This window comes from Marinobacter sp. SS21, assembly GCF_028369065.1.
In the GTDB taxonomy this organism is placed as follows: domain Bacteria; phylum Pseudomonadota; class Gammaproteobacteria; order Pseudomonadales; family Oleiphilaceae; genus Marinobacter.
Window position 1 is genome coordinate 211,132 of record NZ_JAQNDA010000006.1, and the last position, 25,354, is coordinate 236,485.

The following is a 25,354-nucleotide window of genomic DNA, read 5'->3' on the forward strand; positions in this document are numbered from 1 at the left end:
CTGGGGGCAGGCAAGGTCAGAAGTTGTACTGGCCGGCAAAGTGCAGGCGGTTGGCATCGCCATCGTCGCCGTTCACCAGCTTCACCCGGTAGTGGCTGTACTGAACGCCCAGTTTGACGTTCTTCACCGGGCTCCACTGATAGTTGAGAATGGCGTGGCTGTTGCGCTCGTGCTGGTCGCCGACTGCCAGGCCATCGTCTTCGGCATCGTCCCAGTCCATGGTGACACTGCCGACACCGGCGGTGATGGCTCCGGGCCCCACTTTCAGGCTGGCGCCCAGGGTGCCGCCGTAGCCGACAATGGTTTCGACACTGTCGCCGTTGAGGTAGGCATCCTGGCCGTAAAAGTTGCTGCCGGAGCGCCACAGGTAGCCGTTGGCGCCGTCGGTGTAGTTGATGGAGCCCATCACCGAGAGGGTATCGGTCAGCGCCAGCTTGGCGGCTCCAAACACCGCATAACCCACCGCTGTGTCGTCGTTCACGCTGTCGTCGTAGCCCACTTGGTGCACCAGGGCGGCGGCGGCAAAGCCGGAACCCCCGCTGCGGCTTTCATAGCGGGCAGTCAGGGTGGGCAGGCGGTCTTGCTCGGCATCGGTACCGTCGATCCGGCTGACGGTGTCTTCCAGGGCAATCGAGACCGGGCCGGTGCTGTAGCGCACCTGGGAAATTCGGTTGGTGTAGCCGGCACTGCCGGCGAGGGGATCGAATTCCAGGTTCGGTACCAGGCCAATAAAGCTGTTGAAGTTGGACCAGGTCCGGCCCATCAGCACGCCGTTGTACTCACCGTAGGCGTGGCGAAGGCGCAGGTTGCCCGGGCTGCCGCTGAAGCTTCGGAAGTCGCCTTCGATCGTGACCGCGACCCCTTCTGGCGTGGTGGCTCGAACGCCAATCCTTGACTGGAAGGCGTCGGCACCGAAGTGACCGCTTACTTCGCTGTCCTCCGCGTCGCCGGTGTTGACCTTGCTGAAGTCGCCTGAGCGGGTGCCGCGGGAGGTGCTGATGTCTTCGTCGATATCGTAAGTGGCGTTGAGGCGCGCGTAACCGTAAACCTTGGCGTTGACATCGCCAGCCTGGAACTCAAAGGCGCTGGCCTGGCTGACCAGGCCCAAGGCCAGCACCGAGGCGGCAACCTTTCCCGGGGTGGAGAACTTACCATGAGACATAGATGAAACTCCGTCTATTGTTATTGGACTGTGCATGGGTCGGGCGGAGCAGTTGCTGGCTCAGGGCCGTAGGACTGCCTGCGTTGCCATGGATGGACGGAATTCACCCTAACAGCGGCGAGGAGTGCCAACAATTATCTATATTAAATAGAATATATGCTGAAATTATATGGATTGCAGACGACCTCCGGGGCGCTAGTCACCACTTTCCAGCTCAAGGTCTGCGGGGTCGAACAGCAGGCGGCCTTTCCAGGCGCCCTGATTTACCTGTTCGGCGACCTGACGCATGATCAGATCGGACAGTTTGCGGGTTGCCACGGACGCAGGCAGGTCCGCAGGGGTCACCAGCACCAGGGTCCGGGTCATTTCCGGGGCGACGATGGGGGTGGTGGTGAGTTCGCCCCGGGCCACCATGTCATGCACCGAGGCTGACGGCAGCACGGCGTAGCCAAGGCCGCGACGGACCATGTCGGTGAGCATGGGCCAGGCGCTCACTTCCAGGGCCAGGTTGATTTCCCGGCCCAGCTTACTGGCTTCCTGTTCCATCATTTTGCGCAGACCGTGCTTCTCCTCCGGCAGTACCAGGGGCAGAGTCACCACCTCCGAAAGGCTGACGTTCTCGCGTTCGGCAAAGGGGTTGCCGGCGGGACCGATCAGGTAGAGCGGTTCCTCCAGCAGTGGCTTGTAGCGCAGGTTGCGCTGGGAGTTGGGGTTGTAGGTGATGGCCACGTCGAGTCGGTGCTGTACCACCATTTGCTGCAAGGTGCCGCTCATGGCGGATTTCACCGCCAGCTTCACCTGGGGGTACAGCTGGTGGTAGTTCTCGATGATGGCGCCGGAAAAGTTGTGGGCCGCGGTGGGCAGCAGCCCCAGCACCACCTGGCCGGTGACTTCCCCGGCCACCGCGGAGACGTCGGCCTGGGTCCGTTCCAGGTCCTGGAACAGGGCGCGGGTGCGCTCGTACAGCAGCTCGCCCGCTGCCGTCAGCACCACGCCGCGGCCGTGGCGTACGAACACCTCCACATTGAGGGCGCTTTCCAGCATGCGGATTTGCCGGCTCAACGCCGGTTGCGCCACAAACAGCTTCTCCGAGGCGCGACTGAAACTGCCGGTGTCCGCGACCGTAATAAACGTGTTGAGCTGACGTAAGTCCACATTCAGGTTGGTGGCCATGCTGCTGCTCCTGGGTAAGTGAGTCGATTCAAGATATATAAATAAGTTATCCAGTTTTCTGACTTTATACAAAAAGTAGAGGGTGGCAAGAGGAAGACGCTTTTATCGATCTATGCCATAAAGGTATCGGCTGTATATAAACTATATAATTGTTGCAGTATTTCCCTGCTGTTAGGGTGAATTGGCTGGCGCTTGCAGTGATCGCCGGCAGATCAGTTTCAGCCCTATACGCAGGAGAGCTTCATGTACTCAACGACTTCGTATTCCGATATCCGGAACGCCGTCGCCAAGTTGTGTGCCCAGTTTCCCGGGGACTATTGGCGAGCACTGGATCGGCAGGACGGTTATCCGACGGAGTTCGTCCAGGCCCTGACCCAGGCCGGTTACCTGTCCGTGATGATTCCCGAGGCATACGGCGGTGCCGGATTGCCGCTGGGCGCTGCCTGTGCCGTGCTGGAGGAGATCCAGCGGGCCGGCGGAAATGGCGGGGCCTGCCACGCCCAGATGTACACCATGGGTACCCTGTTGCGTCACGGCAGTGAGGCGCAGAAGCAGCAGTACCTGCCGCGGATTGCCAGCGGCGAGCTGCGATTGCAGGCGTTCGGCGTCACCGAGCCGTCCAGCGGCACCGACACCACGCGCATTACCACCCGCGCCGAGCGTGACGGCGATCACTATGTGATCACCGGCCAGAAAGTGTTCATTTCCCGTACTCAGCATTCCGATCTGATGGTGCTGCTGGTGCGCACCAGCCCCCGGGAGGCCTGCGCCAAGCGCACCGACGGCATGTCGGTGCTGCTGGTGGATTTGCAGGATGCGCTTGGCAATGGCCTCACCATCCGCCCCATCAAGACCATGATGAACCACGCCACCACCGAGCTGTTCTTCGATCAGCTGCGGGTGCCGGTGGCCAATCTGATCGGCGAGGAGGGAGCGGGGTTCCGCTATATCCTCGACGGCATGAATGCGGAGCGCATCCTGATCGCTGCCGAGTGTATCGGCGATGCCCGTTACTTCATTGACAAGGCCACCGCTTACGCCAACGAACGGAGTGTCTTCGGGCGCCCGATCGGTCAGAACCAGGGCGTGCAATTCCCCATTGCCCGGGCCCACGTCCAGACCGAGGCGGCCGCCGCCATGGTCCGTCAGGCCATTGCCAGGTTTGAGGCCGGCGAGCGCTGTGGCTCCGAGGCCAACATGGCCAAGTTGCTCGCCTCGGAGGCGTCCTGGCAGGCGGGCGACACCTGTATCCAGACCCATGGCGGTTACGGCTTTGCCGAGGAATACGACATCGAACGCAAGTTCCGTGAAACCCGGCTGTACCAGGTGGCGCCGATCTCCACCAATCTGATCCTGTCCCATGTGGCCACCCACGACCTGGGCCTGCCGAGGTCATTCTGATGGCTCAGCAAGCACTCAATAACCTCCTGGTGGTGGCGTTGGAGCAGGCCGTGGCCGCACCTTACTGCTCCTCCCGGTTGGCGGATGCCGGTGCCCGCGTGATCAAGGTGGAGCGTCCCGACGGCGATTTCGCCCGTCACTACGATCAGGCCGCCGGTGGCGAGAGCGCCTACTTCGTCTGGCTCAACCGGGGCAAGGAATCCGTGCGCCTGGACATCAAGGACCAGCAAGACCTGGCACTGCTGCTCAGGATGATCGGCCAGGCGGATGTCTTCATCCAGAACCTGGCGCCCGGTGCCAGTGCCCGCGCCGGCTTGGATTCGGTCCTGTTGCGGGCCGAGCATCCGCGCCTGATTACCGTCGATATCACCGGCTATGGCAGCGAGGGTCCCTACCGTGAGATGAAAGGGTACGACCTGTTGGTGCAATGCGAGGCCGGCTTGGCGGCCATTACCGGCGACGAGGCGCCAGTCCGGGTGGGGGTTTCGGTGTGCGACATCGCCTGCGGCATGTACGCCCACGCCGAGGTGCTGAGGGCGTTGATTGAACGTCAGCAGACCGGGCGCGGGCAGGGCATCGAGGTGTCCCTGTTTGACGCGATTGCCGACTGGATGACGGTACCGCTGCTGCAGTACGAACATCAGCAGCAGGAGCCCGCCCGGGCGGGCCTGCGCCACCCTTCCATTACCCCTTATCAGGCTTATCGCTGCGAGGACGGTCACCAGGTGGTGGTGTCGATTCAGAATCAGCGGGAATGGCAGCGGTTTTGTGGTCTGGTACTGGCACGACCGGAATTGACCGAGGATGCCCGTTATCGGGACAACGCCGCCCGCTGCGGCAACCGGGCCGAACTCAACCGCATCATTGAGGCGGTCATTGGCCGGGTTTCCAGGGATGAGTTGGTGCAGCGGTTGAAACAGGCCGCCATTGCCTACGGTGAGGTCAAGACCGTGGGCGGATTGGGCGAGCACCCCCAGTTACGCCGGGTCAGCGTTGCCACTCCCTCCGGTCCGGTGCGTCTGGTGGCGCCGCCGGCGGCGCCGGCAGCCAGCCTGCGGCCGGTCCCGGCGCTGGGTGAACACGATCTGGCTCTGCGCCAGGAATTTGGCCGCACCTTCACGGAGACCCTGCCATGAGCATTCGCGAACAACCGCTGGAAACCCGTCTGGATCACCTGCAGCAATGGGTCGGTAAAACCCGGGTGCTGACCGATACCGTCAGTGCGGGGTTGGTGGCGAAGTTGGCGGCAGTACTGGATCACGACCGAGGCGCGAGCCGCCGTGACGGGCAGGCCTTGCCCTGGCCGTGGCACTGGCTGTGCTTTACCCCGACCCCGCAAGCCAGTGAGACCGGCGCCGATGGTCACCCCCGCACCGGTGATTTTTTACCGCCGGTGCCGCTGCCGCGGCGCATGTGGGCCGGCAGTCAGCTGAGCTGCCAGGCTCCCCTCACCGTGGGCGACCGCCTTCGTTGCGAGTCCCGGGTGGCCTCGGTGACGCCCAAGCAGGGGCGGCAGGGAGCGCTGGTGTTCGTGACGGTGGAACATCGCATCTACACCAGTCGCCATGAGCTGGCGGTGACCGAAACCCAGGACATCGTCTACCGCAATCTGCCGACCGGCCCGGCCCCGGTGGCGCCGGTTCACCAACCGGAGCTATCGGCCCAGTGGCATCGAACGGTGCGGCCGGATCCGGTGATGCTGTTTCGCTATTCGGCGCTGACCTACAACGGTCACCGCATTCACTACGACCGCGACTGGGCGGTGCAGCAGGAAGGCTACCCCGGGCTGGTGGTCCACGGCCCCCTGACGGCCACGCTGTTGCTGGACCTGATGTATCGCCAACTGGGCTCGGTGGCCATCAACGTTATCCGTTTCCGGGGCGTCAACCCGCTGTTCGATACCGAAGCCTTCAGCCTGCACGGCCGCCGCGACGGCGACACCGTATCGCTGTGGGCGCTGACCGCCGGCCGCCAGCTGGCCATGTCGATGGAGGTGACCCTGGCGCCGGTGGCTGATCAAGGAGGCCGGTCATGATGTCGAGTCAGCTGCCGCCCCCGGTGTGGCGATCACTGCTGTTTGTGCCCGCCAACAACCGTCGGTTCCTTGACCAGGCCCATCGTCGTGGTGCCGACGCCCTCATTGTCGACCTGGAAGACAGCGTGCCGCTGGCGGACAAGGTCGCGGCCCGCAGCCAATTGCCGGAGCTGGTGGCGCCATTGACCCAGTCCGGTGCCGACCTGCTGGTGCGCATCAATCAGCCCCTGCGGCTGGCGGTAGCGGATCTGGAAGCGGCGGTGATCGAAGGGGTTCGCGCCCTGGTGGTGCCCAAGGTGGAAAGCGCCGGTGCCCTGCGCCAGTTGGCGGACACCGTCACCGAGCTGGAACTCGAGCGCGGCCTGGCGGTGGGCAGCGTGGCCCTGCTGGCATTGATCGAGTCGCCGCGGGCGCTGCCCCGGCTGGATGCCATTGCCGCGGTGCCCCGGGTGATCGGGTTGGCCCTGGGCAGTGAGGATTTCAGTGCCGAGGCGGGCATGGAACCGACCGCCCAAGGGTTGCTGGCCCCCTGCCAGGCCATCGTCTTTGCCGCCCGTCGCCAGGGTGTCATCCCTTACGGCTTCGCCGGTTCCATCGCCGACTACAGCGACCCGGACCGCTTCGCCGCCACCCTTGCCCAGGCCCGCGCACTGGGGCTGCGCGGGGCGCTGGCGGTGCATCCCAACCAGGTCACCCTGATGAACCAGGGTTTCCTGCCATCGCCGCAGCAGATCCAACAGGCACGGGCCATCGTGGATGGCTACCGCGTCAGTCAGCGTGAGGGCGCCGCGGTGTTCTCACTCAACGGTCAAATGATCGACAAGCCGGTTGTGGACCGGGCCGAGCAACTGCTCAACCAGTTACAGGAGAGAAGGTAACCACTATGCGTAACAGAGCCATCTATTCGAGCGACCACGAACTGTTCCGGGACAACGTCCGGCGCTTCTTCCGGACCGAACTGGAACCCAACATCGAGCAATGGGAGAACGACGGCGTGGTGCCCCGTGAATTCTGGCGCAAGGCCGCCGAGAACGGCTTCCTGTGCTGCGGAGTGCCGGAAGAATACGGCGGCCCCGGTGCCGATTTCCTCTACAACATGGTGCTGTCGGAAGAGACCGGTTACGCCATCGGCGGTGCCAGCGTCGGCTTCTCGGTACAGGCGGACATCGTCGCCTACTACCTGCTGAACTCCGCCAACGAAGACCAGAAACGCTACTGGCTGCCGCGGATGGTCAGCGGCGAGAGCATCGCCGCCATCGGCATGACCGAGCCGGGTTGCGGCAGCGACCTCAAGGCGCTGCGCACCACCGCGGTTCGGGACGGTAACGAGTACGTCATCAACGGCCAGAAGACCTTCATCACCAACGGCCAGAACTGCGATTTCGTATTGCTGGCCTGCACCACCGATCCCAGCAAGGGCGCCAAGGGCATCAGCATGATCATCGTGGAAACCGATCGCCCGGGCTTCGAACGCGGTCGCAACCTGGACAAGATTGGCCAGAAGGGTGCCGACACCTCGGAGATGTTTTTCTCCGACGTGCGGGTACCGGTGACCAACCTGGTGGGTAACGAAGGTGACGGCTTCGCCATCATGATGAAGGAGCTGCCGCGGGAGCGCATCACCATCGCCTGCCGGGCCCAGGCCGAGGCCCAGCGTGCGTTCGAGATGACGGTGGATTACGTCAAGGAGCGCAAGGCATTTGGGCACGCCGTGCTCGACTTCCAGAACACTCAATTCACCCTGGCCGAACTCAAGACCGACCTGGAAGTGGGCTGGGCCTACCTGGATCAGTGCCTGAAGAAAATCGACGAGGGCACCCTGACCCCGGAAGAAGGCGCCATGGCCAAGCTTTGGACCACCGAGAACGAGGGCAAGGTGGTGGACAAGTGCCTGCAGTTCTTTGGTGGCTACGGCTACATGCGCGAATACCCGATTTCCCGTGCCTTTGTCGACGCCCGGGTGCGCCGGATCTACGGCGGCACCAGCGAAATCATGAAATTGGTCATCAGCCGGACCCTGTAACGCCGGTCTCTGCCTAAAGGAAGGAATGCACATGTTCGGAATCACCGCCTACGGCGCCTACATCCCCCGCAGTCGCCTGCAAAAGTCCGCCATCGCCGACGCCAATGCCTGGTTTGACGCCAGCCTGCGCGGCCTGGCCAAGGGGGAGCGCAGCGTCTGCAACTGGGACGAGGACACCATCACCATGGCCGTTGAGGCCGGTCAGGACTGTTTGTCAGTGCTGGACCCGGGCAGCGTCAAGCAGTTGTATCTGGCCTCCACCACCCTGCCGTTCCTGGATCGTCAGAATTCGGTGGTGGTGAGCCAGGCGCTCAATCTGGGCAGCCGGCTGCGCACCATGGACATCAGCGCCTCCCAGCGCTCGTCCACCTCGGCCCTGATCAATCTTTTGGACGCTGAAAAAGCAGGCGAGGCGGCGTTGTTGATCGCCTCCGAGCACCGCCGCACAAAATGCGGCTCGCGTCAGGAAATGCTCTGGGGCGATGGCGCCGCGGCACTGGGTGTCGGCAGCGATGGCGTTATCGCCGAATACCTGGGCAGCGCCAGCTACGTCACCGACTTCGTTGACCACTATCGGGGTGAAGACGCTACCCTCGACTACGACTGGGAAGAGCGCTGGGTCCGCGACGAAGGTTACCTGAAGAGCGTGCCGGCGGCGGTGAACGAGCTGCTGGAGCAGACCGGTACCCAGGCCGCGGACATCAACCATTTCGTGCTGCCGTCGGATCAGGCCCGTACCCCGGCTGTGGTGGCCAAGGCACTGGGCATCAACGCCGAGGCGGTGGTGGACAGCCACCTTCAGGACTGCGGCGTTGCCGGTACCGCCCACGCCCTGTTGCTGCTGGCTTCGGTACTGGATCAGGCCAACTCGGGAGAGCTGGTGCTGCTGGCCGGCTTCGGCCAGGGCGCCGATGCCATCCTGCTGCGGGTCACCGATGCGCTGGCGCAACGCCGGCCCGGACTGGGCTTTAACGGCGCGCTGGCGCGGCGGCGGGTGGAGCAGAACTACAACCGCTTCCTCAGCTTCAACAACCTGGTGGATCGGGAGATTGGCAAGCGCGGCGAGCTGGACAAGCAGAGTTACCTGCCGGCGATGCACCGCCACAAGGATTTTCTCACCGGCTTTGTCGGTGGTCAGTGTCGCAGCTGCGGCACCATTCAGATTCCCCGCGAAAACTACTGCGTGAATCCGGACTGCGGTGCCCTCGACAGCCAGGACGACTACCCCATGGCGTCGAAGCCGGGCCGGGTCAAAACCTGGACCGCCGACCGGCTGACCTTCGACTGGAACCCGCCGGCCTACTTCGGGATGGTGGAGTTCGAGGGCGGCGGTCGCCTGATGATGGATTTCACCGAGGTGGAAGAGGGCGCCATCGAGTCCGGCGTAGCGGTCACCACCCATTTCCGCATCAAGCAGTTCGACAACCAGCGTGGATTCCGGAAGTACTTCTGGAAAGCCATTCCGGCGCAACAGTAACGCACCCAGCTAGGACAAGGTGAAAGATCATGGCCAGTGGAATCAAAGATAAAGTCGTTATCCTCGGAATGGGCTGCAGCCGGTTCGGCGAGCGCTGGGACGCCAGCCCCGCCGACCTGATGAGCGAAGCCTTCGAGGAATGCATCGCCGATGCCGGCATCGGCAAGGACCGCATCGAGGCGGCCTGGTTTGGCGCCGGTATCGACGCCTTCAACGTTGGCCCCTCCGCGCTGCCGCTGTCGGTGGCCCTGCGGCTGCCCAACATCCCGGTGACCAAGGTGGAGAACATGTGCGCCACCGGCACCGAGGCCTTCCGTGGCGCGGTTTACGCCGTCGCTTCCGGCGCCTGCGACATCGCCCTCGCGCTGGGAGTGGAGAAACTCAAGGACGTCGGCTACGGCGGCCTGCCCCAGCGTACCCGGGGCGTGGAGAATGACATGTACTGGCCCAATCTGTCGGCACCGGGCTCCTTCGCCCAGCTGGCGTCCGGCTATCGCGCCAAGCACGGGGTCGACAAGGGCGACCTGAAACGGGCCATGGCCCATATTTCGGTGAAGAGTCATGCCAACGGCGCCAAGAACCCCAAGGCGCACCTGCGGCGGGAAATCACCGAAGAGCAGGCCATGAACGCGCCCTATATCGCCGAACCCATCGGCCTGTTTGACTGCTGTGGCGTCAGCGATGGCTCCGCCTGTGCCATCGTCACCACGCCGGAAATCGCCCGGCAGCTGGGCAAGAGCGACCTGGTGTCGGTGAAGGCGCTGCAGCTGGCGGCCTCCAACGGCAACGAAGCCAGCTTTGGCGACTGGGACGGATCCTACCTCAAGACCACCCGCATCGCCGCCCAGCGCGCCTACAACGAGGCGGGTATCAAGCACCCGCGGGCCGAGATCAGCATGACCGAGGTGCACGACTGCTTCTCGATCACCGAGCTGGTCACCATGGAAGACCTGCAGCTGGCGGACGAAGGTCAGGCGGTGCGGGACGTGCTCAACGGCGATTTCGACGCCGGCGGCCGTATTCCCTGCCAGATCGACGGCGGCCTCAAATGTTTCGGCCACCCCATCGGCGCCTCCGGCCTGCGGATGATCTACGAGAACTACCTGCAGTTCCTGGGCCGGGCGGGGGATCGCCAGATGGCAGACCCGAGGCTGGCGCTCAATCACAACCTGGGCGGCTTCCCGCACCAGAACATCTGCAGTATTTCCATCATCGGTCGCTACGAGTAGCGGGCCGGGGCGGCGGCCGATCGGGCGCCGCCCACAGCTTGGACAAAGGATAGCGGAATCATGACTGTCAATACTCTCGCCCAGCCGGTCACCGCGGCTGAAGTCAACGATCTCGAGGTGGCGCTGGGCTGTCTGGGCCAGGCCCGCACGCTGGTGGACCAGGCGCTGAGCCGGTTGCATCGGCGCTGTCTGGCACACGGGCGCCTGAGCGCCGGCCTGCTCGACGAGCATCAGCTGGTCTGTTACGAATTGGCGTTCTGCGTCGCTGAGCTCTCCGCCGCGGAGTCGGTGTGCCGTTACGCCGCCGATGCCGGTGCTCAGGATGAGCTGGCGATAGAGGTAGCGCTGGTCTTCACCGCCGACGCGCTCAATTCGGTCGGTCAGCGCCTGCTGAGCCGGGCCGCGGATCTGGAGCTGGGTCGTGACCGGGTCAACGGCTGTTTTGCCCGGCCCGACATGGTGCGCTTGCTGGACGGTTGGGGCAGCGCCGACAGCCTGGCAGCCATCGGTGACCGGCTGCGGGAGCGGGGCAACGGTTACTTGCCGGCCCTGCTGGGCGACGACAAGGATCTGGTGCGGGCAACCTTCGCCCGCTTCGGTGACGACGTGGTGCGGCCGCAGGCGGAGACCATCCACCGCGAGGATCTGGATATCCCGGACTCCATCCTGGCGCCGGCCAGGGAACTGGGTTGCTTCGGTATCAGCATTCCCGAGCGTTTCGGTGGGCTGCAGCCGGACGATCACGCCGACAGCCTGGGCATGATCGTGGTGACCGAGGAGCTGTCCCGGGCCTCGCTGGGGGCCGCCGGCAGTCTGATCACCCGCCCCGAGATCGCCGCCAAGGCGTTGCTCACCGGCGGCACCGAGGCCCAGCAGCAAACCTGGCTGCCTCGGCTGGCAGCCGGCGACCCGCTGTGCGCCATCGCCATCACCGAACCCAACTACGGCTCCGATGTGGCCTCCCTGGGCCTGCGGGCTACGCCCACCGAGGGTGGCTGGCTGCTCAACGGCAGCAAGACCTGGTGCACCTTTGCCGGCAAGGCCGGGCTGCTGGTGACCATGGCCCGCACCGAGCCGGACCCGGCGCTCGGGCACAAGGGCCTGAGCCTGTTCCTGGTGGAGAAGCCGGCCGCCGAAGGCCACCGCTTCAGCCACACCCAGCCGGGCGGCGGCACCGTGTCCGGCAAGGCCATTGCCACCCTGGGCTATCGCGGCATGCACTCCTTCGATGTCTTCTTCGAGGACTACTTCGTGCCTGCGGACAACCTGATCGGTGGTGACGCCGGCCGGGGCAAGGGCTTCTACTTCACCATGGCTGGCTTTGCCGGCGGTCGCATCCAAACCGCCGCCCGTGCCACCGGCGTGATGCAGGCGGCGTTCGATCAGGCCCTAAGCTACGCCGGCGAACGCCAAGTGTTCGGCCAGGCGGTGGGCAGCTACCAGCTCACCCGTATCAAGCTGGCCAGAATGTTCGCCACTCTGACGGCGGCGAGGCAGTTCAGCTATGCGGTGGCCCGCCAGATGGACCAGGGCGACGGCCAGATGGAGGCAAGCCTGGTCAAACTGTTCGCCTGCCGGGCCGCGGAATGGGTCACCCGGGAGGCCATGCAGATTCATGGTGGCATGGGCTATGCGGAGGAGAGTGCCGTCAGCCGCTACTTCGCCGACGCCCGGGTGCTGTCGATCTTCGAGGGCGCCGAGGAAACCCTGGCGCTGAAAGTCATTGCCCGCGAACTGGTGGCCCGTGCGGGCCGGAATGCCGGCGACGAATGAGTACCAACGGTGGTGGCAACCAGCCCACTGCAGAACCGATGCAAGCAACAACAATTCTTGGAGAACGTTATGAGCACGAAAAAACTGTTGGACGGAAAAGTCTTTGTGATTACCGGCGCTGGCCGGGGCATTGGCCGCGCCACCGCGATGATGCTGGCGGAGCACGGTGCCAAGGTGGTAGTCAACGATATCGGTGGCGCCGCCGATGGTTCCGGTAACAGCCAGGGCCCGGCCGACGAGGTGGTGGCGGAGATCCGCAACGCCGGCGGTGAGGCGGTCAGCTCCTACGCCAGCGTTACCGAGTGGGAGGGTGGCCAGCAGATCATCCAGACCGCCATCGACAGCTTCGGCCGCATCGACGGTGTCATCAACAACGCCGGTAACCTGCGGGACTGCATCTTCCACAAGATGACCGAGGCCGACTTCGATTCGGTGCTGGCGGTGCACCTGAAGGGCAGCTTCAACGTCAGCCGTGCCGCCGCCCCCCACTTCCGTGAGCAGGGCAGTGGCACCTTCGTCAACATGACCTCCACCTCCGGTCTGATCGGCAACTTCGGCCAGGCCAACTACGCCGCCGCCAAGCTCGGCATCGTCGGCCTGTCCAAGTCGATGGCGCTGGACATGCAGCGTTTCGGGGTGACCTCCAACTGCATCGCGCCCTTCGCCTGGAGCCGGCTGATTGGCACCATCCCGGCCGACACCGAGGAGGAGAAGGCACGGGTCGCCCGCATTCAGCAGATGACCCCGGACAAGATCGCCACCCTGGCGGTGACCCTGTGCAGCGACGACGCCAAGCACGTCACCGGCCAGATCTTCGGGGTGCGCAACAACGAGATCTTCCTGTTCAGCCAGCCGCGTCCGATCCGCTCGGCCCACACCGCCGAGGGCTGGACCCCGGAAACCGTGCTCAGTCGGGTGATCCCGGCCTTCGAGCAGGATTTCTTTGCCCTTGAGCGCTCGGGCGACGTCTTCAGCTGGGACCCGTTCTGATCCCCTGACGACGATTCCGGCCTCGACACCGGGGCCGGAGACCACTGCGCGAACATCGGAACAGGAGAGCCACCGTGACCATTAATTATCAGCAGTTGCTGAACCGCAAGTTTGAACCCATCGAACACCACTACAGCGAGAAGGATTCGATGCTGTATGCCCTCGGCGTGGGCCTGGGCATCGATCCGCTGGACGAGGACTGTCTGCCGTTCGTCTACGAGGATGGCCTGAAGGCCTTTCCCAGCATGGCCGTGGTGTTGGCCTATCCCGGCTTCTGGGCCAAAGAACCGGACACCGGCATCGACTGGGTCAAATTGTTGCATGCCGGCCAGGAGGTGATCCTGCACAAGCCGTTGCCGGCCACCGGCCGGGTGGAAGCGACCACCCGCATCACCGACATTGTCGACAAGGGCGAAGGCAAGGGCGCCCTGATCATCTCCGAACGGGTGGTGCGAGACCAGGACAGCGGTGAAGCGCTGTGTACCCTGATTACCACTGCCATGGCCCGGGGCGATGGCGGCTTTGGAGGTCCCGCCGTGGCCTCGCCGAAACCGGACCCGATTCCCGAGCGCGAGCCGGATCTGCTCTGCGATCTGCCTACCCTGGCCCAGGCGGCGCTGATCTACCGCCTGTCCGGCGACTTCAACCCGTTGCACGCCTCGCCGGCGGTGGCGCGGGATGCCGGCTTCAAGGCGCCGATCCTGCACGGCCTGTGCACGTTCGGTGTGGCCACCCATGCCCTGCTGAAGACCCTGTGCGACTACGACCCGACGCGGCTGCAGCGGCTGCGGGTGCGATTCTCGTCGCCGGTCTATCCGGGCGAAACCATCCGCACCGAAATCTGGCGCAACGGCAACGAGGTGGCGTTCCGCTGCCGTGTTGTGGAACGGGATGTGGTGGTGATCAACAACGGTTACGCCGAGGTCGGCTAAACGGGAGAAGGCTATGCAGAATCTGTTATCGGGCCTGCGGGTGGTGGAAGGCAGCGCCTTCGTCGCCGCACCGTCCGGCGGCATGACCCTGGCGCAGCTGGGAGCCGACGTGATCCGTTTCGACCCCATCGGTGGCGGCATCGATTACCGCCGCTGGCCGGTGACCGACGCTGACCACAGCCTGTACTGGCACAGCCTCAATAAGGGCAAGCGGTCGATCGCGGTGGATATCCGCCGGCCGGAGGGGCAGGAGTTGCTGAGCCGGCTGATCACCGCACCGGGCCCGCAGAACGGGCTGTTCCTGACCAATTTCCCGGCCAAGGGTTGGTTGGATTACGAGCGGCTGAAGGCGCTGCGGGAAGACCTGATCTACCTCAACCTGACCGGTGACCGCCACGGCGGCAGCGCCCTGGACTACACCGTCAACTGTCGGGTGGGGTTCCCGTCGTTGACCCGGCGGGCCGGCGAACCGGACGCGGGCCCGCTGAACAACCCGCTGCCGGCCTGGGACGTAATCACCGGCCAGCAGATCGCGCTGGGCCTGCTGGCGGCGGAACGTCACCGCGGCCGCACCGGCCATGGCCAGTTGGTGAAAATTGCCCTGGCGGATGTGGCTTGGGCCACCCTGGGCAATCTTGGCTACGTCGCCGAGGCGATGATCAACGATCACCAGCGTGAGGCCGTGGGCAATCACATCTACGGCAGCTACGGCCATGACTTCCAGTGCGCCGATGGCGAGCGGGTGATGATTGTTGGCGTCAGCGGCAATCAGTGGCGCGCGATCCTGACGGTCACTGGCACCGAGCGGCGCATGGCCGAGTTGGCCCAGCGCCTTGGGCTGGATTTCAGCAACGAGGGTGACCGCTACCGGGGCCGGGACCAGATCACCGAGGTGTTACAACCCTGGTTCGGTGCCCGCACCTTTGACCAGGTTCGCGCCAGTCTGGATGGTGGCGGGGTGTGCTGGGGCAAGTACCAGACCGTGCACGAGGCGGTGACCGGCGATCCCGAATGTTCGCTGGATAACCCGCTGTTCGATCTGGTGGAGCAGCCCGGTATCGGTCGCTACCTGATGCCGGACCACCCATTGCGGTTCACCTCGGTGGCGCGGGAGCCGGTACGGCGGGCACCGGTGCTGGGGGAGCACACCGAAGAGATTCTGGCGGATTGCCTGAATCTGGACAGTCACCAGATTGGCCGGCTGTTCGATCAGGGCATTGTCGCCAGCAACCAGGAAATCTGACCCCGCACCGGCCGGGGCGGCGAGCGGAACCATCAGGCGGGAGTGAGCTATGGGGCCTTTACAGGGCATTCGAGTGATAGAACTGGCAGGCATCGGCCCGGGGCCGTTTTGCGGCATGATGCTGGCCGACCTGGGCGCGGAGGTGATCTGCGTCGAGCGGGTGGGCACCGAGGTGGCGCAGCCGGAAGTGGATTGCAGTCGTCGTGGCAAACGCTCCATCGCCCTCAACCTCAAGACCGAGGCCGGGCTAGGCGCACTGCTGAGTCTGGTGGAGGGTGCGGATGTGCTGCTGGAAGGCTTTCGCCCCGGAGTGGCGGAAAAGCTGGGCGTCGGCCCGGAGCCCTGTCTGGCGCGCAATCCCCGCCTGGTCTACGGCCGCATGACCGGCTGGGGCCAGAGCGGGCCGCTGGCCCAGGCCGCCGGTCACGACATCAACTACATCTCGCTGACCGGCGCGCTCCACGCCATCGGCCGCAAGGGTGAGAAGCCGGTGCCGCCACTGAACCTGGTGGGGGATTTTGGCGGTGGCGGCATGATGCTGGCTTTTGGCATCGCCTGTGCCCTGGTGGAGCGGCAGAGCTCCGGCAAGGGGCAGGTGATCGACGCCGCCATGACCGATGGCTCGGCCGTGCTGATGTCGATGTTTCACACTGCGCTGGCGCGGGGCAGCCATACCCTGGAACGGGGGGCGAACCGGCTCGATTCCGGTGCCCATTTCTATGACGTTTACGAAACCCGGGACGGCAAGTACATCTCGCTGGGTTCCATCGAGCCTCAGTTCTACGCCCAGCTCATCGAGGTGGCCGGTCTGTCGCCGGAGCGGTTTGCCGACCAGCTGGACCGAGCCAAGTGGCCGGAGCTCAGCGAGGCCCTGGCAGACGTGATCCGTCAGAAGACCCGGGATCAGTGGTGTGAGCTGATGGAGGGCACCGACATCTGCTTTGCGCCGGTGCTCGATATGCAAGAGGCCCAACATCATCCCCACAATGTCGCCCGGGGTACGTACGTCGAGCTGGGGGGCATTCGGCAACCGGCCCCGGCGCCGCGATTCAGCCGTACCGAGGCCGGGGTGGCGTTTGCCGGTCGCCCGTACGGCGCCGATACCGAGGCGGTACTGCAGGCGATCGGCTACTCCGAGCAGGCAATCGCGCACATGCGAGCCGAGCGGGCCTGTGGCTAAAACCACACACCAATCATTAGCAAGCCAGTTGAGAGAACAACAACCATGAGCCAGTTATTGTACGAAGTGGAAAACGGCGTAGCCTACCTGACCATGAACCGGCCGGAGGCGCGCAACGCCCTGTCCCTGGATATGCGCACCGAGCTGTGCCAGCGGCTGGAGCAGCTGGAGGCCGATGACTCGGTGCGTTGCGTGGTGCTGCGTGGCGCTGGTGAACATTTCCTGGCGGGCGGGGACGTGCGCGCGTTTATGGAGTTTACCCAACTGACGGCGGAGGAGCGGCGCCGCACCTTCACCCACCGCATCCACCAACTGCACCTGATCATGTTCGCCATGCGGCGGTTGGCCAAGCCGGTGATCGCCAGCGTGCAGGGCGCGGCTGCCGGTGCCGGGGTCAGCCTGGCTCTGTGCTGCGACCTGGTGATTGCCGCCGAGGACGCTTTCTTTACCTTGGCCTACTCGAAAATTGGCGCCAGTCCGGACGGCTCCGCCTCCTATTACCTGCCGCGGGTGGTGGGCGCGAAAAAGGCCATGGAAATGGCCCTGCTGGCGGATCGTTACAGTGCCAGCGAGGCCCGGGAACTGGGCATGATCAACTGGGTGGTGCCGAACGCGGAACTCAAGGCGCGCACCCGGGAACTGGCGGAACGGCTCGCCCGTGGACCGACCCGGGCCTTTGCCAATACCAAGCGACTGCTCCAGCAATCCCTCAACACCCCGCTGGAGGCACAGCTCCAGGCCGAGGCGGAACTGTTCGGCGACAGCGCCACCAGCGATGACTGGGTCGAAGGGGTGCGGGCGTTCAATGAGAAGCGGACCCCCGAATTCAACGGGCACTAACAACAAGAGTCTAACCTTACAGGTAGACCTCATAGGAGATAACACGTTGAGTACAACAACAGCGAACCAACGAGACCTGACCGGCATTGTCTGCGGTAGCCGCCATCTCTCCCACGAGGCATTCCAGCAGGACATCAGGCGCGCCGCCACCGGACTGACACGGCTGGGGGTGGGCGCCGGCGATTGCGTCGCCATCTTCCTGCGCAACGATATCCCGTTCCTGACCGCCTCCCATGCCGCTGCCTATGTGGGCGCCTATGCGGTGCCGGTGAACTGGCACCTGGCCGGGGCGGAGCTGACCTACATTCTGGACGATTGTGACGCCCGGGTGCTGGTGATTCACGCCGATCTCTGGCACCAGGTGCGGGACGCCATCCCCGAGGGCGTGCGGGTGCTGGTGGTGGCGACCCATGACGATCTCCGCGACGCCTACGGACTGGACCCCCAACGCTGCACCGTCCCCGCCGGCATGGTGGACTGGGCGGACTGGCTCGCCGCCGCCGAGCCCACCACGGAGCCGCCGCAACAGGGGCCGTCGTCGATGCTGTATACCTCCGGCACCACCGGCCATCCCAAGGGGGTGCGCCGCAGCCCGCTGACCCCGGAGCAGTCCCAGGAACTTATGGATTTCCGCTCCCGCGTCTACGGCTGTCGGCCCCACAGCCGCTGTGTGGTGCCCGGACCGCTGTATCACAGCGCCCCCAACGGCTACGGCATGCAGGTGTCGAAGATTGGCGATCTGCTGGTGCTCATGCCGCGATTCGAGGCGGAGCAGTTCCTGGCATTGATCGAGGAGTACGCCCTTACCGGGGCCATCATGGTGCCGATCATGTTCATTCGCCTGCTGAAGCTTGCCGATCCGGTTCGTGCCCGCTACGACCTGTCCAGCCTGGAGTTCATCATCCATGCCGCGGCGCCGTGCCCAGCCGACGTCAAAAAGCAGATGATCGACTGGTTCGGCCCGGTGATCAACGAGTTCTATGGCTCCACCGAGTCCGGCGCGGTAGTCGCCTGCAACTCCGGCCAGGCCCTGGCCAAGCCGGGCAGCGTCGGCCAGGTGGTGCCGGAAGCCGAGGTGCGGATTCTCGATGCGCAGGGTCAGCCACTGCCGCCGGGACAGATCGGTGAAATCTATTCCCGCTTCGAGGTGATGGATTTCACCTACAACCGCAAACCCGAGGCCCGCGCGGAGATCGATATTGATGGCTACATCACCTCCGGCGACATGGGCTACCTGGACGAAGACGGCTTCCTGTTCATCGCCGACCGGATCAAAGACATGGTGATCTCCGGTGGCGTCAACATCTATCCGGCCGAGATCGAGGAGGTACTGCACAAGTACCCCGGCATCAAGGACTGTGCGGTGTTCGGCATCCCCGACCGGGAATTTGGTGAAGCGCTGATGGCGGTGGTGGAAGCCGACAACGACAGCGATTTCAACCCCGACGGCATTCAGCTCTACCTGCGTCAGCACCTGGCGGGCTTCAAGGTGCCACGACACATCGAGGTGGGGGTCGATTTGCCGCGGGAGGATTCCGGCAAGATCTTCAAGCGCCGCCTGCGGGACAAGTTCTGGCAGGAGGCCGGACGCAATATCTGATCCGGCCGGGGGCACTGCCGGCGCTACGCCGGCAGCCGGTTAGGCCGCGCTATTTGCCGGCAAAACGAGGGGGGCGTTTTGCCAGGAAGGCGCTCACCCCCTCCTCGAAGTCCTGGGTCAGGAAGGCCTTACCCTGGCAGACGGCCTCGAACGCCAGCGAATCCTCAAGGGAGTGGGCTTCGGCGGTGTTCAGCTGTTGCTTGATCAGCCCCAGCGCGACGCTCGGGCCCCGGGCCAGTGTCTGCGCCAGTTCCCCAGCGGTGCGTGCCAGCTCATCGTCGGCGGTGATCCGGTAAACCAGGCCCAGGTCGTGAGCCTCGGCGGCGGACAGCGATTCCCCCAACATGGCCAATGCCATGGCCCTGCTGGTCCCCAGCCGACGTGTCAGGAAATGGGACGCGCCGCCATCGAGCACGGCACCGATCCGTGAAAACGCCAGCCGAAAGGTCGCAGATTCCGCCGCGACCACCATATCCGCGGCCAGCGCCAGGCTGAAACCGGCGCCGGCCGCCGCTCCGTTCACCGCCGCAATCACCGGCACCGGCAGCTGCCGCAGCAGCGACACGATCACGTTGACACCGGCTTCCAGCTCCTGACCAATGGTCTCGCGCCGAGCCATGATCCGATCCGGTTGCAGGTCAGCGCCGACACAGAAACCCCGGCCGTTGGCCCGGATCAGCACCGCCCGGGCGCTGGGCGATCGCGCTTCCGCGGTCAGGGTGTCAATCAGGCCCTGTTTCATCGATTCGCTGAGGGCATTGAGTTTGTCGGGTCGGTTCAGGGTAATCGCCAGTACATCGTCCTTTCGTTCCAGTCGTAAATCGCTCATGGGCATGGCTCCAGCCGTTATGGATTGCAATCAGTGCCATTAACGGTGTCATCGTCCGGCCGAGGCGACAAATAGCGGATTTGTTTGGTAGCCATGACAATTTGGTATGGCGGGCGGCGGGAGGGCATGCCGCTGTGAGCTATACCTGCAGGGTATCGGATCTATGCAATATAGATAATGGTTGCTCGGTTTAACCGCTGCTAGGGTGAACGTCTTACTGGTGACGGATGAAAGGGGCGAACACCCTCATGACGCAAAACAATCGTAACCCGGTCGCGAGCCTGGCGGATCCCGGCTGCACGGTCGAAATGGGCTTTCGGGAAGTGCTGGGATTTGAAGTTGAGGAATGGGCCAAGGACTGGGCGGTGCTGTCCCTGCAGCTCAATCAGAGCCACCTCAACCGCAACGGCTTTGTCCACGGCGGGGTGATCATGTCGCTGATGGACTCCGCCTGCGGTCTGTGCGGTGTCTATTGCGCGCTCCCAGGCCATGTGCGCCGCTGCCTGACGGTGTCGATGAACACCCAGTTCATCAGTCCGGCACGTGACGGTTCCCTGCGGGTGGAAGCTCGAATGGTCAGCCGTGGGCGCCGGATGTTTTTCGCCGAAGCCCGGGTCTTTACCGGCGACGTACTGGTGGCAACTGGCAGCGGTACTCTGCGCTATGTCGGCGAGGGGGGTGATGAGCGCGGCACACCCCTCCAGCTGGAATCCTAGCCGGCTCACCGCTTCGGGTGCCGTCATTATGTTTATTAATATCAGTACCTTGGGTTTCTGTTGTCGGGCTGACAATCGTCGTTGTCGGCACCGTTAAGGTATCTAATAAAGGCATTGAATATATAAAATATATATCGTTGTTGTTATCAAATGCCGGTGTTAGGGTGGAATGACGGTGGTTTTCACCGGGGCCCCGAACACGAAAACTCCGCTTCTTGCTGTCTACAAAAACAATCAAGTCGAAGAGGTGAGGACGATGAAGCATCAACTGAAATCATGGCTGCTGGTGGGCTTGCTGGGACTGGCCGGTGCTGCGCAAGCATCGGCGGAACTGGTCCTGCGTTTTGCCGAAGGCAGCCCCAACCGGGGTACTCGCGCCCAGGCGGTACAGTACTTTGCCGACGAAGTGGCGCGGCTGTCCGACGGTGCCATGAAGGTCGAAATCCATTGGGGTGGCGCCCTGCTCAAATTCAGCGGCATCATGGACGGGGTTGCCTCCGGCACCGCCGACATTGGCACCGTGCTGTCCGCCTACAACCCCAGCAAGCTCAGCAGCCTGAGTATTGGCGATATCCCGCTGGAAACCTCCGACCCCTGGGTGGGCATGCGGGCCATGTACGAGCTGCTCACCACCGAACCGCAACTGCAGTCCTCCCTCGCCGAGCAGGATCTGGTGTACCTGAGCAACTTCAGCACCTCCGGGGTGCAGTTCGAATGCACCCAGGGTAACGAGATCCGTACCGTCGCTGATATTGCCGGTAAACGCATGCGGGCCTCCGCCACCTACGCCAAGGTGCTCGACGACCTCGGTGCCAACATGGTCAACATGACCTACGGCAAGGTCTACCAGGCGCTGGACTCCGGACTGGTGGATTGTCTGGCGAGCTACTTCTACACCATGCGGGCCTACAAGACCTACGAAGTGGTGGAATCGGTGACCCGGGTGGACTGGGGGCAGTTGATGGGCTTTGCCATCGTATTCAACAAGTTCCTTTGGGACGACCTGACCGACGCCCAGCAACAGGTGCTCCAGGAAGCCGGTTCCCGCATGGTCGACCACTTTGCGCAGCTGCAACTGGAAGAAATCCACCAGGTGGCTGATGCCCTGCCGGCCGGCGATTTCGGCCCGGTCGTCCGAGTCGTCGACATCGCGCCCTCCGAACGGGAGGCGATCATCGAGGCTTCCCGCAAGTACCGGGACCTCTGGATTGAACAGGCCAACGCCCAGGGGCTGGATGGTCAGCAGATCTGGCAGCACTACGCCAGCCTGCTGGAGAAATACCAGGCCCTGCGAGCCGAGTCCGGCTATCCCTGGGACAGCTGATCCCGCGCCTACACCGATGAAGAATTCCCGCGCTGAAGCCCGGGAGTCAACCGCGCCCCATCTCGTCCAACGCCGTCGCTTGCCCTGCCGGTCGGGTCGGGGCAGATCACAAGCTCTTTAGGGAGACAACAACAATGATGCCCAAAAAATCACTACGAACCGCACTGCTTGCCGCCAGCCTGGGCTTGGCCAGCGCCGGCCACGCCGTGGCTGGTCTCACCCTGCGATATGCCGAAGGCACCCCCAACCGGGGCACCCGGGCGGACGCGGTGCAACATTTTGCCGAGTTGGTGGAACAGAAATCCGGCGGTGAACTGAAACTGGATATTCACTGGGGGGGCGCGCTGCTCAAGTACAGCGCCATCATGGACGGGGTGGCCTCCGGCACCGCCGATATGGGCGCCGTGCTGGCGGCCTATCAACCGCAGGAACTCAAGGGCCTGAGCATCGGCGATCTGCCGCTGGCTCATTCCGATCCCTGGGTGGGGCTGCATGCCATGTACGACCTGATGACCGGGAACGAACAGATACGGGCGTCGATGGCGGCCCAGGATTTGGTCTATCTCGGCAACTTCACCACCACCGGCGTCCAGTTCGAATGTACCGCGGGCAATGAGATCCGTTCGGTAGCGGATATCGCCGGTAAGCGCATCCGGGCCTCGGTGACCTACGCCAAGGTGCTCGATGACCTGGGGGCCAACCTGGTCAATATGACCTACGGCGATATCTACCAGGCGCTGGACACCGGCCTGGCGGACTGCAACAGCGGCTATTTCTACGCCATGCGGGCGTTCAAGACCCCGGAAGTCACGGCGTCGGTGACCCAGGTGGACTGGGGCCAGATCATGGGCTTCGCCATGGTGATGAACCGCTATATGTGGGAAGACCTGAGCAATGAGCAGCAACGGGTGCTGCTGGATTCGGCCGAAGAGATGATCGACCAGTACGCCCGCAGGTTGATCGAGGAGTCCGAAGGGGTCCGGGCGGCCCTGCCCACCGGCGAATTGGGCAATAAGGTGGAGATCATCCGGATGGCTCCGGAGGAGCGTCAACGGCTGATTGACGCCTCCGGGCAATACATTCAGCAGTGGATCCGCGAGATGGATGCGGCCGGTTTCGACGGTCAGGGCATCTGGAACGAATACACCGAGCTGCTGGCGAAGTACGAGCAGGAGCGTGAAGCGCGAGGCTACCCATGGCAACGATAGAGGCCTATCACGGTATCAGGGGTGAGGCGGGCAGCTGGCGGGTGCTGGGTTGTGCCCGCGGCTTCCTCGCCCGTGTCGAGACGTGGCTGCTCAACCTGGCGGTGCTGTGCATCCTCGGGTTGGGCTGCATCATCACCGCGAGCGTGGTGTTGCGCTGGGTGGCCACCTCCGGGGTGTCCGACGAAGTGGTCATCGTCGGCGAACTGATGATCGGCGCACTGATTCTGCCGCTGGCCTTTGTCGCGGCGGATCGGGGCTTCATCGCCGTCGAGGTGCTGACCAACCGGTTCGGCCCCCGGGCACAGCACTGGCTCAACGTGCTCGCCGCCCTGGTGGGGCTGGTGGCGGTGGCGCCTATCGCTTACGCCGCCGGTCTCTCCATGGTGGACGCCATCAAGAGCGGGGCCTACTTCTTCGGCCTGCTGGAGTTGCCGAAATGGCCGGGGCTGGTGCTGTTCTTCGTGGGCTACGCCGCCTTCTTTATTCGCCTGATCGATCTGGCCGTGTATGAAGTGTTGGCCAGCCTGGGCGTGATTAATGTACCGCCACATCAACCCGGGTTGATGGAGGAGTAGTCAAGATGGAAGCCTCTGTAGTTGGTGTTTACGGCTTCAGTGCCGCCCTGGCACTGCTGGCGATGCGAGTGCCGATCGGCTATGTGCTGGTCAGCGTGGCCTCGGTATGCTCGCTGATCGCCTATGCCTGGCGGCCAGGCAGCGAGTTCAATCTGGAGCGCGGGCTGCGACCGGCCATCGGCTTGATCGAGTCCAATGCCTACGACTTTATCCACTCCTACCCGTTGAGCATGATCCCGCTGTTCATCGCCGCGGGACACATCGCCTACCACGCCCGCATCACCACCGATATCTACGAGGCCATGCGGGTCTGGTTGGCAAAGCTGCCCGGCGGTCTGGCCATCGCCTCGTTGTTCGGTTGCGGCGGTTTCGCCGCCATCACCGGCTCCAGCATGGCCTGCGCTTCCTCCATGGGGCGCATTTGTGTGCCGGAAATGCTGCGCTTCGGCTACAGCAAGCAGTTGGCCACCTCCACCGTGGCCATGGGGGGAACCCTGGGGGCGCTGATTCCCCCCAGCGTGCTGTTCATCATCTACGGCATGTTCACCGAGCAATCGGTCAACAAGCTGTTCCTGGCGGGCATTCTACCCGGACTGCTGAGTATTGCCGGCTTCATCCTGGTGGTGGTGATCTGGTCGCTGCTGAAACCAGCGGACGCGCCGGTGCCCAAGGAGTTGTCGTTCAGCACCCGGGAGCGGGGCAAGGCGGCGCTCAGGGCGTGGCCGGCGCTGGCGTTGATGATCATCATCATCGGCGGCATCTACGGTGGCATCTTCACCGCCACCGAGGCGGCGGCGGTCAGTCTGGCCTTTGCCCTGGCGTTTGGCGCGTTGTCCCGCCGCCTGAGCTGGGAGAACTTTGTCAGCTCCATGCGGGAGACCGCCTACCAGTCGGCGGCGCTGTTCTTCATCGCCGTGGGCGCCAAGATCTTCGTGTCGTTCGTGTCGCTGACCGGGGTGACCGGAGTGCTGGTGGAGGCGGTGGCGGCTTCGGGCTTCTCGGACTGGATGATCCTGCTGTGCGTGGTGCTGTTGTACATCGTGCTGGGCATGTTCCTCGATCCCCTCGGCACCATGCTGCTGACCCTGCCGTTCGTGATCCCGCTGATCGAGAACATGGGGCTGGATCTGATCTGGTTCGGCGTCATTGTCATCAAGCTGCTGGAGATCGGCCTGATCACGCCACCGGTAGGGCTCAATGTGTTTGTCATCAACAGTGTGGTGGGCAAAGAGATCCAGGTGCATACCATTTTCTTCGGGGTGATGAAGTTTATGGTGGTGGATCTGTTCGTTCTGCTGCTGTTGTTGAGCTTCCCGATCATCTCGCTGTTCCTGCCGATGACCATGTCCTGAGTTAATCAGAGGCTCCTTAAGCCGTGCGTATTCGGTCGATGTAACCCAGTACGTACGGCGGGTTCTGGAAACCGATTGGTGTGCGCCGGCGATGAGCTTTGTGCAAATCCCCTGCAATGTATTTGCCGAACGTATTTAGGTGGATTTATTGAGGGTCTATTTGATCTGGGTTGTTGCTGTTCGCATTTGGTTTTTGTTGTTTGATTTAGTTGTTGTTTGATTTAGTTGTTGTTTGATTTAGTTGTTGTTTGATTTGGTTGTTGTGCGATTTAAATGGAGCGATCAATTTTAT

22 protein-coding genes are annotated in these 25,354 nt (G+C 63.7%); 19 read left to right on the top strand and 3 right to left on the bottom strand.

Features of this window, described 5'->3' with window-relative positions; genetic code table 11:
- Positions 1-16 precede the first annotated feature (16 nt).
- The gene (locus N6L25_RS10295; RefSeq protein WP_271979887.1) at positions 17-1,162 is read right to left on the bottom strand and encodes a DcaP family trimeric outer membrane transporter; all 1,146 of its coding nucleotides are present in this window, start codon (positions 1,160-1,162) and stop codon (positions 17-19) included.
- Between the two features lie 195 nt (positions 1,163-1,357).
- The gene (locus tag N6L25_RS10300; RefSeq protein ID WP_271979889.1) at positions 1,358-2,335 is read right to left on the bottom strand and encodes a LysR family transcriptional regulator; all 978 of its coding nucleotides are present in this window, start codon (positions 2,333-2,335) and stop codon (positions 1,358-1,360) included.
- 243 nt (positions 2,336-2,578) lie between these two features.
- Between N6L25_RS10300 and N6L25_RS10305 the strand changes: the two genes are divergently transcribed.
- The 14 genes from N6L25_RS10305 (at position 2,579) to N6L25_RS10370 (ending at position 19,058) form a co-directional block, all read left to right on the top strand.
- Positions 2,579-3,736 (top strand): acyl-CoA dehydrogenase family protein, encoded by a 1,158-nt coding sequence (locus N6L25_RS10305; RefSeq protein WP_271979892.1) that lies wholly within the window; start codon positions 2,579-2,581, stop codon positions 3,734-3,736.
- Positions 3,736-4,872: a CaiB/BaiF CoA transferase family protein gene (locus N6L25_RS10310; protein WP_271979894.1), complete on the top strand. Its 1,137-nt coding sequence runs from the start codon at positions 3,736-3,738 to the stop codon at positions 4,870-4,872. The genes N6L25_RS10305 and N6L25_RS10310 overlap by 1 nt, the downstream gene beginning before the upstream one ends.
- Complete coding sequence (locus tag N6L25_RS10315; RefSeq protein WP_271979896.1) at positions 4,869-5,771, top strand: FAS1-like dehydratase domain-containing protein; 903 nt, start codon at positions 4,869-4,871, stop codon at positions 5,769-5,771. The genes N6L25_RS10310 and N6L25_RS10315 overlap by 4 nt, the downstream gene beginning before the upstream one ends.
- On the top strand, positions 5,768-6,649 hold the full coding sequence (locus tag N6L25_RS10320; protein WP_271979898.1) for an HpcH/HpaI aldolase/citrate lyase family protein: 882 nt from the start codon (positions 5,768-5,770) through the stop codon (positions 6,647-6,649). Before N6L25_RS10315 ends, N6L25_RS10320 begins: the two co-directional genes overlap by 4 nt.
- Before the next feature lie 5 nt (positions 6,650-6,654).
- The gene (locus N6L25_RS10325; protein ID WP_271979900.1) at positions 6,655-7,794 is read left to right on the top strand and encodes an acyl-CoA dehydrogenase family protein; all 1,140 of its coding nucleotides are present in this window, start codon (positions 6,655-6,657) and stop codon (positions 7,792-7,794) included.
- A gap of 31 nt (positions 7,795-7,825) precedes the next feature.
- Complete coding sequence (locus tag N6L25_RS10330) at positions 7,826-9,271, top strand: hydroxymethylglutaryl-CoA synthase family protein (protein WP_271979902.1); 1,446 nt, start codon at positions 7,826-7,828, stop codon at positions 9,269-9,271.
- A gap of 29 nt (positions 9,272-9,300) precedes the next feature.
- Positions 9,301-10,500 (top strand): acetyl-CoA acetyltransferase, encoded by a 1,200-nt coding sequence (locus N6L25_RS10335; protein WP_271979904.1) that lies wholly within the window; start codon positions 9,301-9,303, stop codon positions 10,498-10,500.
- 60 nt (positions 10,501-10,560) lie between these two features.
- Positions 10,561-12,273, top strand: coding sequence for an acyl-CoA dehydrogenase family protein (locus N6L25_RS10340; protein WP_271979906.1), 1,713 nt, complete (start codon positions 10,561-10,563; stop codon positions 12,271-12,273).
- A 69-nt stretch (positions 12,274-12,342) separates the two neighbouring features.
- The gene (locus N6L25_RS10345) at positions 12,343-13,263 is read left to right on the top strand and encodes an SDR family NAD(P)-dependent oxidoreductase (RefSeq protein WP_271979908.1); all 921 of its coding nucleotides are present in this window, start codon (positions 12,343-12,345) and stop codon (positions 13,261-13,263) included.
- Positions 13,264-13,337: 74 nt separating this feature from the next.
- On the top strand, positions 13,338-14,195 hold the full coding sequence (locus N6L25_RS10350; RefSeq protein WP_271979910.1) for a MaoC/PaaZ C-terminal domain-containing protein: 858 nt from the start codon (positions 13,338-13,340) through the stop codon (positions 14,193-14,195).
- A 13-nt stretch (positions 14,196-14,208) separates the two neighbouring features.
- A complete protein-coding gene (locus N6L25_RS10355) occupies positions 14,209-15,438 on the top strand; it encodes a CoA transferase (RefSeq protein ID WP_271979912.1) in 1,230 nt (409 codons plus the stop codon).
- Positions 15,439-15,487: 49 nt separating this feature from the next.
- Complete coding sequence (locus N6L25_RS10360; RefSeq protein ID WP_271979914.1) at positions 15,488-16,618, top strand: CaiB/BaiF CoA transferase family protein; 1,131 nt, start codon at positions 15,488-15,490, stop codon at positions 16,616-16,618.
- 45 nt (positions 16,619-16,663) lie between these two features.
- Entirely contained in the window at positions 16,664-17,458 is a 795-nt protein-coding gene (locus N6L25_RS10365) for an enoyl-CoA hydratase/isomerase family protein (RefSeq protein ID WP_271979916.1), read from the top strand.
- 46 nt (positions 17,459-17,504) lie between these two features.
- Complete coding sequence (locus N6L25_RS10370) at positions 17,505-19,058, top strand: acyl-CoA synthetase (RefSeq protein WP_271979918.1); 1,554 nt, start codon at positions 17,505-17,507, stop codon at positions 19,056-19,058.
- Between the two features lie 49 nt (positions 19,059-19,107).
- Here the strand turns inward: N6L25_RS10370 and N6L25_RS10375 are convergent, their stop codons facing one another.
- Entirely contained in the window at positions 19,108-19,887 is a 780-nt protein-coding gene (locus N6L25_RS10375; protein WP_271979920.1) for an enoyl-CoA hydratase-related protein, read from the bottom strand.
- 248 nt (positions 19,888-20,135) lie between these two features.
- Here N6L25_RS10375 and N6L25_RS10380 point away from each other — a divergent pair, with 248 nt between their 5' ends.
- The 5 genes from N6L25_RS10380 (at position 20,136) to N6L25_RS10400 (ending at position 25,062) form a co-directional block, all read left to right on the top strand.
- Complete coding sequence (locus N6L25_RS10380; protein ID WP_271979922.1) at positions 20,136-20,603, top strand: PaaI family thioesterase; 468 nt, start codon at positions 20,136-20,138, stop codon at positions 20,601-20,603.
- Between the two features lie 256 nt (positions 20,604-20,859).
- Positions 20,860-21,927 carry a C4-dicarboxylate TRAP transporter substrate-binding protein gene (locus N6L25_RS10385; RefSeq protein ID WP_271979924.1) on the top strand — a complete coding sequence of 356 codons (1,068 nt, stop codon included), beginning with the start codon at positions 20,860-20,862 and terminating at the stop codon, positions 21,925-21,927.
- Positions 21,928-22,061: 134 nt separating this feature from the next.
- Complete coding sequence (locus N6L25_RS10390; RefSeq protein ID WP_271979926.1) at positions 22,062-23,135, top strand: C4-dicarboxylate TRAP transporter substrate-binding protein; 1,074 nt, start codon at positions 22,062-22,064, stop codon at positions 23,133-23,135.
- Positions 23,123-23,710 carry a TRAP transporter small permease gene (locus N6L25_RS10395; RefSeq protein ID WP_271979928.1) on the top strand — a complete coding sequence of 196 codons (588 nt, stop codon included), beginning with the start codon at positions 23,123-23,125 and terminating at the stop codon, positions 23,708-23,710. Before N6L25_RS10390 ends, N6L25_RS10395 begins: the two co-directional genes overlap by 13 nt.
- A gap of 5 nt (positions 23,711-23,715) precedes the next feature.
- Positions 23,716-25,062 carry a TRAP transporter large permease gene (locus N6L25_RS10400; protein WP_271979930.1) on the top strand — a complete coding sequence of 449 codons (1,347 nt, stop codon included), beginning with the start codon at positions 23,716-23,718 and terminating at the stop codon, positions 25,060-25,062.
- Positions 25,063-25,354 lie beyond the last annotated feature (292 nt).